The organism is Lacisediminihabitans sp., assembly GCF_036569425.1.
In the GTDB taxonomy this organism is placed as follows: domain Bacteria; phylum Actinomycetota; class Actinomycetes; order Actinomycetales; family Microbacteriaceae; genus Lacisediminihabitans.
The window spans coordinates 1-9,050 of sequence record NZ_DATCQQ010000067.1 but is presented as its reverse complement, the minus strand read 5'-3'; the positions used below and the strand labels follow the sequence as shown (position 1 = coordinate 9,050).

Below are 9,050 nucleotides of genomic sequence, written 5' to 3'. Positions count from 1 at the left end.
TTGATCCACCCTGGCCACTAATGAGTCAAGGCGACTTCCCTCTCCATGTGGTCAAATAGCCTTCGTCGTGTCGACAGCCAGTCGTCGCGTATTCGGCTTCCTCGTGCAACAGAAAGCGACGACCAGCAACTGTGCTCTCGTTCATTATTCGGCGCCTGGGCGCCTCGATCCTGGTGCTCCTCGTCGCCAGTTTCCTCATCTACAACCTCGCCTCCCTCGCGGGAGACCCGCTCGGTGACCTGCGGGGGTCGACGGCCCCCAACAAGGCGGCCCTGATCGCGGCACGCATCGACCAGCTTCAGCTCAACGTGCCGACCCCCCTGCGCTTCTTCATCTGGCTGGGTGGCATCCTCAAGGTCTTCATCGGCCAATTCACCCTCGGCGACAGCGTCAACGGGCACTCCGTCATCGGCCTGGTCGGTAGTTCAGCGGCGAACACCCTCCAGCTCGTCACCGCGGCAACGTTGCTTGCGGTCATCTTCGGTGTCGCCATCGGAATGAGCACGGCGATCCGCCAGTACAGCGGCTACGACTACACCGTGACATTCCTCTCGTTCCTGTTCTTCTCGCTCCCCGCGTTCTGGGTGGCAGTGCTCCTCAAGCTCTACGTGGCCATCGGGTTCAACAACTTCCTCGGCTCGCCCGTGATATCACCGCTGTCGATAGCGGTGATATCCCTCGTCTCCGGGTTCATCTGGATGAGCATCATCGGCGGCGAGGGCAAGCCCCGGCTTATCGTGTTCGGCTCGGCGACCGTCATCACCGCGGCGACACTCGGATTCCTCGTGGTCACGGACTGGTTCACGACTCCTCAGCTCGGGCCCGTTCTCATCGCCGTCCTCGGGGCGCTCACCGCGCTCATGGTCACCTCGCTCACGACCGGGCTGTCCAACCGTCGCGCGCTGTACGCCGCGCTCATCACCGTCGGAATCGGCGTGGCGCTCTGGTATCCGCTCCAGTTCCTCTTCGCCGCCTTCCCGGCCTTCTGGATGCTCGAGCTGCTCGGTGTGCTGTCGATTGCCGTCGGGCTGGCGGTGGGCTACTTCATGGGCAGGGACGACCGCTGGCCGGCGGCGCGCACGGCGGCCATCATGTCGTTCCTGGTCGGCCTGCTCGTCTTCGCCGACCGGCTGATGAGATCCTGGCCGGACTATGTGAGCGCGGTCGGTGGTCGGCCGATCGCCACCGTCGGAGCGAACACGCCAGACCTCGAGGGCTCGATCTGGCTGCACGTCATCGACAGCTACACCCACCTCCTGCTGCCGACGATGTCCCTCATCCTGATCTCGCTCGCCGGATACACGCGCTACGCCCGGGCGAGCCTGCTTGAGGTGATGAACCAGGACTACGTGCGCACCGCTCGCGCGAAGGGACTCACCGAGCGCACGGTGGTGATGCGCCACGCCTTCCGTAACGCGATGATTCCGATCATCACCGTCGTCGCCTTCGACGTGGGAGGCCTCATCGGAGGAGCGGTGATCACCGAGACGATCTTCGCCTGGCGGGGGATGGGATCGCTGTTCACCACGGCGCTCAGGGACCCCCTCGACCTCAATGTGCTGATGGCGGTCTTCCTGGTCGTCGGCACCTTCGCCATCGTCTTCAACATTCTCGCCGACCTCGCCTACACGGCACTTGACCCCAGAATTCGGGTGAGCTGACCATGACAAACCTGCTACTCCAAACCCCCGAAGATCCGGCCAACGCGGGGATGACCATCGAGCAGCGCGAGGTCGAGGGACTCAGCCAGGGGACCATCGTTCGCCGGCGGTTCTTCCGCCACCGCGGCGCGATGATCTCGATCGTCGCGCTCCTGCTTGTCGCCGCCCTCGTCTATTCGTCGATCGGCTTCAACCTCCTCGGCCTCCAGATTCCCGGCTGGTGGAGATTCGGCTACGAGGCCCAGAACGCCATCATCAACAAGGGGAACCCCACCTGGACCCTGCCGTTCAACTTCGGGCTGCACCCGTTCGGGCAGGACGAGATCGGACGGGACATCTTCGCCCGGGTGATGCGCGGCGCGCAGCAGTCGATCGTGGTCACCCTGTTGTTCGGCAGCATCGCCGCCGTGATCGGCGTGGTCATCGGAGCCCTCGCGGGCTTCTATCGCGGCTGGGTCGACCAGTGGCTGATGCGCCTCACCGACCTCTTCATCATCTTCCCGATCCTCATTATCGGCGCGGTCCTCGGTCGCGCCGTCGGCGGACTCGGCGCGGCTGCGCTGGGAATCGGACTCGGCTTCCTGGGCTGGACCGCCCTCGCCCGACTCGTGCGCGGGGAGTTCCTGAGCCTGCGCGAGCGGGAGTTCGTCGACGCGGCCCGGGTGGCGGGCGCTGGAACGGGCCGGATCATCTTCAAGCACATCCTCCCGAACGCCGTCGGCGTCGTCATCGTGAGCTCCACCCTGCTCATGAGTGGCGCCATCCTCACCGAGGCTGCGCTGAGCTTCCTCGGGTTCGGCATCGCCGCCCCCGATGTGTCGCTCGGCCAGCTCATCAACGAGTACCAGGGAGCGTTCCAGACCAGGCCGTGGCTGTTCTGGTGGCCCGGCCTGTTCATCATCATCATCGCCCTCGGCATCAACTTCATCGGCGATGGGCTCCGCGACGCCTTCGACCCACGCCAGCGGCGGATTCCGGGCGGCACGGGGCCGTACCGCCAGATGGGCCAGGTGATCGCCGGCTGGTTCCGGCGTCGGCCGTCGAACGCGGAAAACCTCTAGTGGCGAGGCCCCTACCGACCGGAGAACGCCAGAAGCGATGCGAGGCTCGCCGCACTGAGCACGGCTACCGTCGCAATCTTGACGGGGCTCCAGATGACCGGTTGAATCGTGCTGTCCAGGACGCCACTGTCCAGGTGGCCGCCATCGCGCAGCGTCTCCCAGCGAGCGCGCACGACGGCCGCGGCGTCACCGGACTCCGTGTTCGGCAGGTCGCCCTGGCCGAGGGTTCCGGCGACGAACGAACTCTCGGGGAGCCCGCGGGCATCCTCCTTGGGCGTGTTGATGAATCGGTGCCGGCCGGCCGACGGGGCCGCCCAGGCGACGAAACGCCCGTAGTGCGTGAAGAGCGTGAGCGCGTACTTGGTGTCGATCCTCTCGATCGCCGGCCACGGAAGGTCGATCGTCCTGAACACATTGACGAGCTTGACTCCTCCGTCGCTGACCTCCACGGCGGGCGCCCAATAGACCAGCCAGACGAGGTAGGCGAGCGTCAGGAGCGGGGCAACGAAGCGAATGGCGACGGCGACTTCGCCCTGCACGCCGAACGCGACGAGGCACGCCACGACGACGACAATCACGCTGATCGTCAGAATTTTTCCAAAGGTGGATCGAAGCACAACGGTCTCAGCCATTCGTCCATGCTCCCATGGGGAGCGCGGACGTCACGAAGAGCACTCGGCAGAATTGCAGGTGGAAAGCAGAAATGAATCCCAAGACGAACACCCGCGACTCGAACGCACCCATCCTCGAGGTCAACAAGCTCGGAGTGGAATTCTGGGTCGGAGGCGAGTGGATTCCCGCCGCCAGGAACCTCGACTACGTCGTGCGCCCAGGAGAGGTACTGGCCATCGTCGGCGAGTCCGGATCCGGCAAGAGCGTCAGCTCGATGTCCCTGCTGGGCCTGCTCCCCGCCAACGGGCGGGCCACGGGCAGCGCTCGGCTCAACGGCGAGGAACTCATCGGAGCGACGGCGGCCAAGCTGCGCCAAGTGCGCGGAAAAGACATCGCCGTCATCTTCCAGGAGCCGATGACGGCGCTCAACCCGGTCTACCGCATCGGGTTCCAGATCATGGAGGCCCTGCGCATCCACTTCCCCCTGACCCCGGCAGCGGCAAAGGTTCGCGCGCTCGAGCTGCTCGAGCTCGTCGAAATGCCCGATCCGCAGAAGGCGTTCGACTCCTACCCGCACCAGTTGTCTGGCGGACAGCGCCAGCGCGCCATGATCGCGCAGTCGATCTCCTGCGACCCGGACATGCTCATCGCCGACGAGCCGACCACGGCGCTCGACGTGACGATCCAGGCCGAGATCCTCGACCTGCTGCGGCACCTGCACACGCGTCTCAACAGCGCGATCGTGATCATCACCCACGACATGGGGGTCGTGGCGGACCTCGCGGACAACGTCATCGTGATGCGGTACGGGGAGATCGTCGAACGCGGCACTGTCGACGCGATCTTCAACCATGCGCAGCACCCGTACACGAAGGAGTTGCTCGCCGCGGTGCCGCACCTCGGCACCGGCGAGGCGGCGGTCGTCGAGGAAGCGACACGCACCGAGCAGCCGGCGCTGGTGCTCGACAACGTGAGCGTCGTCTACCCGAAGCGTGGTCGGGTGCCCGCGTTCACCGCGGTCGAGGGGGCGTCGTTCTCGATCTACCCCGGGGAGATCGTCGGCCTCGTCGGCGAGTCGGGTTCCGGAAAGACCACGATCGCTCGAGCCGCGGTCGGCCTCGTGCCCGTCTCCGCCGGCACCCTGACGGTGGTCGGGCAGAACCTCGCCGGTGCGAGCACCAAGGAACTGCGCGCGGTGCGCCGCAGCCTCGGGATCGTCTTCCAGGATCCCGGGTCCTCGCTCAATCCGCGATTCCCGGTGGGGGAGAGCATCGGCGAACCGCTGCTCCTGTCCGGGCTCTTCGACAAGAAGCAGATCAACACGCGCGTGGAGGAGCTGCTCGAGCAGGTCGAGCTGCCGCAGAGCTTTCGCAACCGCTACCCGCACGAGCTGTCGGGAGGGCAACGTCAGCGCATCGGCATCGCGCGGGCCCTGGCTCTCAGCCCAAAGCTCCTCGTCGCCGATGAGCCGACCTCCGCGCTCGACGTGTCCGTGCAGGCGCGCGTGCTCGAACTCCTGCAGGAGATCCAGTCGAGGCTCAAGTTCGCCTGTCTCTTCGTGAGCCACGACCTCGCGGTCGTCGACCTTCTCGCCGACCGGATCGTCGTGATGAACCACGGCAAGATCGTGGAGCAGGGCAACAAGGAAGACATCCTGCGGAACCCGCAGGAGGCATACACGCAGCGCCTGATCGCGGCGGTTCCGCTGCCGGATCCCGCGGCCCAGAAGCTCCGCCGGGAGCAGCGGGCGGCGTCCTAGTCTTTCCGCGCCGCGCTCCATGCCTAGCATGGAGGGGTGCGCCATGAACGGAAAGATGCAGTGAGACTACGATCCGTCGCGACGGTCGTCGCCCTGATCGTGGCCTTCGCGCTCGCCGGCTGCAGCAGCACGGTCGTCAGCGGCACCACGATCAGGATCGCGTCGAGCCAGGCGTTCTACTCCGCGAATCCCAAGACGTCCTACGGAAACTCCGCGGCCAACAATACCGTCGCCTCGGCCACGAACTCCCAGTTCAACTACTACGACAACACCCCCAGGCTCGTGCGGGACACCTCGTTCGGGTCGTACCGGGTGGTGTCCCGAGACCCGCTGACCGTCAAGTACACGATCGCGGCCGGAGTGACCTGGTCGGACGGCGTGCCGGTGGATGCGGCGGACATGCTGCTGTCCTGGGCCGCGAACTCCGGCGCGCTCAACACTACGAGCTTCGACGACTCCGCCTACGTCGACCGGGAGACCGGAAAGTACTCCCGGCCGTTCCCGCCGTCGGTGGTGCACTTCGACGGCTTCAGTGGCAACGGACTGCAACTCGTGACCAAGACTCCGGTGATCGGCGACGGCGGCCGGTCACTCACCCTCAGCTACGACCGGTTCTTCGCGGACTGGGAACTCGTCTTCGGGGTCGGGGTCCCGGCGCACGTCGTGGCGGGGAAGGCGCTCGGCATTCGCGACCACGACGCGGCCAAGAGGGCGATGATCGCCGCCATCCAGATGGATGACGCCCCGAAGCTGGCGAAGATCGCGCGCTTCTGGGACACCGGTTTCAACATCTCCGCCGCCAGGCCAGACAAGGACCTCCTGGTCGGCACCGGCCCATACACGGTCACCGACTTCGTGCCGGGCGACCACGTCACCCTCACGGCGAACCCCCGGTACACCGGCGCGCACCGCCCGAGTCTCGAGCGGGTGACGATCCGTTACATCGCCGACCCGCTCGCCGCCGTCGAGGCGTTTCGGCGCGGAGAGGTGGACGTGGTGTCTCCGCAGCCGACCGAGGACGTGGTGAAGCAACTCGTCTCGGTGGACAACGCCACCATCCTCAGCGGGTTCGACGGGGCGTACGAACACCTGGACCTGCAGTTCGATCACGGCAAGAACGGCACATTCGCCGACCCCGCCGTGCGCCGGGCCTTCCTCAAGACGGTGCCGCGGCAACAGATCCTCGATTCCCTCGTCGTGCCGGTGCAGGAGGACGCGCAGCTGCGCTCCTCGCAGGTGTTCCTGCCCGGGTCGACCGGCTATCAGTCCGCCGTGAGGAGCAACGGCTCCCGCGAGTACTCGAGGGTCGACATCGCCGGGGCGAAGGCCATCCTCGCCACCGCCGGGGTGGCTTCCCCCGAGGTCTGCGTGCTGTTCGACCCGTCCAACCCGCGTCGGGTCGCCGAGTTCGGCCTCATCCAGAAGTCGGCTGCGCTGGCCGGATTCGCCGTCACCGATTGCTCGAGCACCGACTGGCGCCAGCTGCTCGGTACCGCCGGGGCGTACGATGCCTCGCTCTACGCGCTGCGGCCGTCGAGCCTCGCCGTCTCCGCCGTCGCCGCGTCCTTCCGGTCGGATTCGACCATCGACAACTCCAACTTCTACGCCAATCCGCAGGTCGACGGCCTCATCGACTCCCTCGACTCCACCGTCGACCGCTCGGCGCAGATCGCCATCCTGCACAAGGTCGATTCGCTGGTCTGGGCAGACGCCTACGGGGTGCCGCTCTACCAGTTTCCCTCGGTCACCGCCTTCAACGACCGCGTCGCCGGCATCGCGCCATCGCCGCTCGCGCCCAATCTGCTCTGGAATATCTGGGCCTGGACGCCGGTCAAACCAGCCAAATAGGGACTCACGGGCTTGCCAAGGTAGACTGGCGGGCGCAGGGCACCACTGTCGTGATCCTGCCGCAACGCCTTTCTCCTGGCCTCCCACGTTCTCACGCCAGAACTCCCTCAAGCCAGAACACTTTTGCGCAGATCACTGTTAAGGATGTACACCCATGGCTATTGCCACCCGTAATGACCTGCGCAACGTCGCAATCGTGGCGCACGTCGACCATGGCAAGACCACGCTCGTGGACGCCATGCTTCGCCAGACCAACTCCTTCGCCGCGCACGCGCACCTCGAAGAGCGCGCCATGGACTCGAACGACCTCGAGCGCGAAAAGGGCATCACAATTCTCGCCAAGAACACCGCGGTGTCATACTCCGGCATCCACGCGGGCGAGAACGGCGACGGCGGCCCCATCACCATCAACGTGATCGACACCCCGGGCCACGCCGACTTCGGCGGCGAGGTCGAGCGCGGCCTCAGCATGGTCGACGGCGTCGTGCTGCTCGTCGACGCGAGCGAGGGCCCGCTGCCGCAGACCCGGTTCGTGCTGCGCAAGGCGCTCGAGGCGAAGCTCCCCGTGATCCTGCTCGTCAACAAGACGGACCGGCCGGATGCCCGCATCGACGAGGTCGTGGCCGAGAGCCAGGACCTGCTGCTCGGCCTCGCGAGCGACATGGCAGACGACTTCCCCGACCTCGACCTCGACGCGATCCTCGACGTGCCGGTCGTCTACGCCTCCGGGCGCAACGGCGCCGCGAGCTGGAACAAGCCGGAGAACGGCACCCTGCCGGACAACGACGACCTCGAGCCGCTGTTCGACGCGATCCTCAAGCACATCCCGGCTCCGAGCTACGACGACCAGCACCCGCTGCAGGCCCACGTCACCAACCTCGACGCCTCCCCGTTCCTCGGCCGCCTCGCCCTGCTGCGTGTCTTCAACGGCACGATCAAGAAGGGCCAGACCGTCGCGTGGGTCAAGCACGACGGATCGGTGCACAACGTGAAGGTCACCGAGCTGCTCATCACCAAGGCGCTCGACCGCTTCCCGACCGAGTCGGCTGGCCCCGGCGACATCGTCGCCGTCGCCGGCTTCGAGGACATCACGATCGGTGAGACCCTCGCCGACCCCAACGACGTGCGCCCGCTGCCGACCATCACGGTCGACGACCCGGCCATCTCGATGACGATCGGCACCAACACGAGCCCGATGATCGGCAAGGTCAAGGGCCACAAGCTCACCGCCCGCATGGTGAAGGACCGCCTCGACCGCGAACTCGTCGGAAACGTTTCGATCAAGCTCGTCGACATCGGACGTCCGGACGCCTGGGAGGTGCAGGGCCGTGGAGAGCTCGCCCTCGCCATCCTCGTCGAGCAGATGCGCCGCGAGGGCTTCGAACTCACCGTCGGCAAGCCGCAGGTGGTCGTGAAGCAGGTCGGCGGCAAGGTTCACGAGCCGTACGAGCACCTCACGATCGACTCGCCGGAGGAGTACCTCGGCGCCATCACGCAGCTCCTCGCGGCGCGCAAGGGCCGCATGGACGGCATGTCGAACCACGGCACCGGCTGGGTTCGCATGGAGTTCGTCGTGCCGTCGCGTGGCCTCATCGGCTTCCGCACCGAGTTCCTCACCATCACGCGCGGCGCCGGCATCGCGAACGCCGTCTCCCACGGCTATGAGCCGTGGGCGGGCGAGATCGTCACCCGCGTCAACGGGTCGATCGTTGCCGACCGTGCCGGTGTCGCGACGCCGTTCGCCATGGTGGCCCTGCAGGAGCGCATGTCGTTCTTCGTCGAGCCCACCCAGGAGGTGTACGAGGGCATGGTCGTTGGCGAGAACTCGCGCGCCGACGACATGGACGTCAACATCACCAAGGAAAAGCAGCTCACCAACATGCGGCAGTCCACCTCGGACACCTTCGAGCGCATGACGCCGTCCCGCAAGCTGACGCTCGAGGAGTGCCTCGAGTTCGCCCGCGAGGACGAGTGCGTGGAGGTGACGCCCGAGTTCGTGCGCATCCGCAAGGTGGAGCTCGACGCGAGCGCCCGCCAGCGCAAGACCTCGCGCCTCAAGAAGCAGAACGCGTAACAGCATCTAAGCAAAAAGGCGCACACCCATCAGGG

Annotated in this window: 6 protein-coding genes; 5 read left to right on the top strand and 1 reads right to left on the bottom strand. The window is 66.3% G+C overall.

The genetic code is table 11. The features are described from left to right. Positions 1-131: 131 nt before the first annotated feature. Positions 132-1,661: an ABC transporter permease gene (locus tag VIM54_RS11160; RefSeq protein ID WP_331901342.1), complete on the top strand. Its 1,530-nt coding sequence runs from the start codon at positions 132-134 to the stop codon at positions 1,659-1,661. Between the two features lie 2 nt (positions 1,662-1,663). Then, the gene (locus tag VIM54_RS11155; protein WP_331901341.1) at positions 1,664-2,722 is read left to right on the top strand and encodes an ABC transporter permease; all 1,059 of its coding nucleotides are present in this window, start codon (positions 1,664-1,666) and stop codon (positions 2,720-2,722) included. 11 nt (positions 2,723-2,733) lie between these two features. On the opposite strand, the gene VIM54_RS11150 is transcribed toward VIM54_RS11155, so the two are convergent. Further along, a complete protein-coding gene (locus VIM54_RS11150) occupies positions 2,734-3,354 on the bottom strand; it encodes a PH domain-containing protein (protein WP_331901340.1) in 621 nt (206 codons plus the stop codon). Positions 3,355-3,425: 71 nt separating this feature from the next. Here VIM54_RS11150 and VIM54_RS11145 point away from each other — a divergent pair, with 71 nt between their 5' ends. The 3 genes from VIM54_RS11145 (at position 3,426) to typA (ending at position 9,015) form a co-directional block, all read left to right on the top strand. Then, positions 3,426-5,093, top strand: a complete 1,668-nt coding sequence (locus VIM54_RS11145) for an ABC transporter ATP-binding protein (RefSeq protein ID WP_331901338.1) — start codon at positions 3,426-3,428, stop codon at positions 5,091-5,093. Positions 5,094-5,153: 60 nt separating this feature from the next. Beyond that, positions 5,154-6,941, top strand: a complete 1,788-nt coding sequence (locus tag VIM54_RS11140) for an ABC transporter family substrate-binding protein (RefSeq protein WP_331901336.1) — start codon at positions 5,154-5,156, stop codon at positions 6,939-6,941. Between the two features lie 154 nt (positions 6,942-7,095). Continuing rightward, positions 7,096-9,015, top strand: a complete 1,920-nt coding sequence (gene typA, locus VIM54_RS11135) for a translational GTPase TypA (protein WP_331901334.1) — start codon at positions 7,096-7,098, stop codon at positions 9,013-9,015. The last annotated feature ends 35 nt before the right edge of the window (positions 9,016-9,050 follow it).

Coding starts and splice junctions, on each gene's coding strand:
- VIM54_RS11155 (WP_331901341.1), top strand. CDS start 1,664: ATGACAAACCTGCTACTCCAAACCCCCGAAGATCCGGCCAACGCGGGG.
- VIM54_RS11145 (WP_331901338.1), top strand. CDS start 3,426: ATGAATCCCAAGACGAACACCCGCGACTCGAACGCACCCATCCTCGAG.
- VIM54_RS11150 (WP_331901340.1), bottom strand. CDS start 3,354: ATGGCTGAGACCGTTGTGCTTCGATCCACCTTTGGAAAAATTCTGACG.
- typA (WP_331901334.1), top strand. CDS start 7,096: ATGGCTATTGCCACCCGTAATGACCTGCGCAACGTCGCAATCGTGGCG.